The organism is Bartonella sp. CL266QHHD (genome assembly GCF_042195355.1).
GTDB lineage: Bacteria > Pseudomonadota > Alphaproteobacteria > Rhizobiales > Rhizobiaceae > Bartonella.
In genome coordinates this window covers 1-1,145 of record NZ_JBHIOD010000006.1, presented here as the reverse complement: position 1 = coordinate 1,145, position 1,145 = coordinate 1, and the positions used below count along the sequence as shown (strand labels likewise).

Genomic DNA, 1,145 nt, shown 5'->3' with positions numbered 1-1,145 from the left:
TGCAGACCCTTTTCTTGATGATAGTTACAGAGATGAAGGCTTTCAACAAACAGGTGCTGTAGGCAACGGCATTTTACAGCTTGCCATTGATCCAACCTTTTACACCGCTAATCTTACAGCGCCTGTCACCCTTGACTGGACAAATGAAGTGATTATTGCGCAAGAGTTGACAACGGCTTGCGAAAAAATCAATCCTTATCAAAATTTTGCACCCCTGCCTGGTACAGTAACCCTTGAACCCGCGACAGACTTCTGGCATGAACAACGCACAGATTGGCTCTCGGGTATCACCAATCAAATCATTATGGGAAAACATCGCGGCAGAACTATCCGTAACACAGAAGTGCGTGATGACTTGGTCAATGCACATCAAGAACAAACCGACTTTTTAAGACAAATTACCCTTCACTTTAAAATTGAAGGCTTTGGCAAGTTAGAACAATTAGAAAGCCTCATCTTTGATGGTGTGAATGTTTTGCCAGCGAGCCGCCTTGTTGCCGATAGCAAGGGCACCCTTGAAGGAACTTTTAAAATTCCACAAAACATCACCGCTGGCACAAAAAATGTTGTGGCACGGGGGAAAGGTGGAACCATTGCAACGGGGCTTTTTACAGGGCAAGGTGTGATTGATGTGAAAGTGATGCGGCGCACCACCACTGTGAAAATATGGATGCAATTTGACCCACAAGCGCAAGTCTTTACCCCCGATGAAACANAAAATATGGATGCAATTTGACCCACAAGCGCAAGTCTTTACCCCCGATGAAACACGGCAAATCACCGGTATTGACTTTCATCTTTGCAAAATCGGCAATCAGAACCATGATCTGGTGATTGATTTGGTCACTACAGAAAACGGTTATCCGACCGCCGATATTCAAGCACAAAGCTTTTATTCTATGAAGGGCGCAAAGGGAGGGTGGGCAGAGGCACGCTATGATGTCCCTTTGTTAGTCCCTAATGACCGTCTCACCGCCTTTGTCATTAAAACCGATGATGCTGATCATGCCGTTTCACTAGCAAAGCTTGGAGATTTTGATGCAGAACACCAGAGATACGTTTCAAGCCACCCTTACGTGACCGGTCCACGCTTTTCTTCTGTCAATGCTAGGAGCTGGACCGCCCATCAAGATGAGGCTTTAGCC

1 pseudogene is annotated in these 1,145 nt (G+C 45.9%); it reads left to right on the top strand.

Annotation, left to right across the window (positions count from 1 at the left end):
• Positions 1–1,145 (top strand): annotated as a pseudogene (locus ACFIK7_RS00160) (DUF4815 domain-containing protein); the annotation flags it as partial.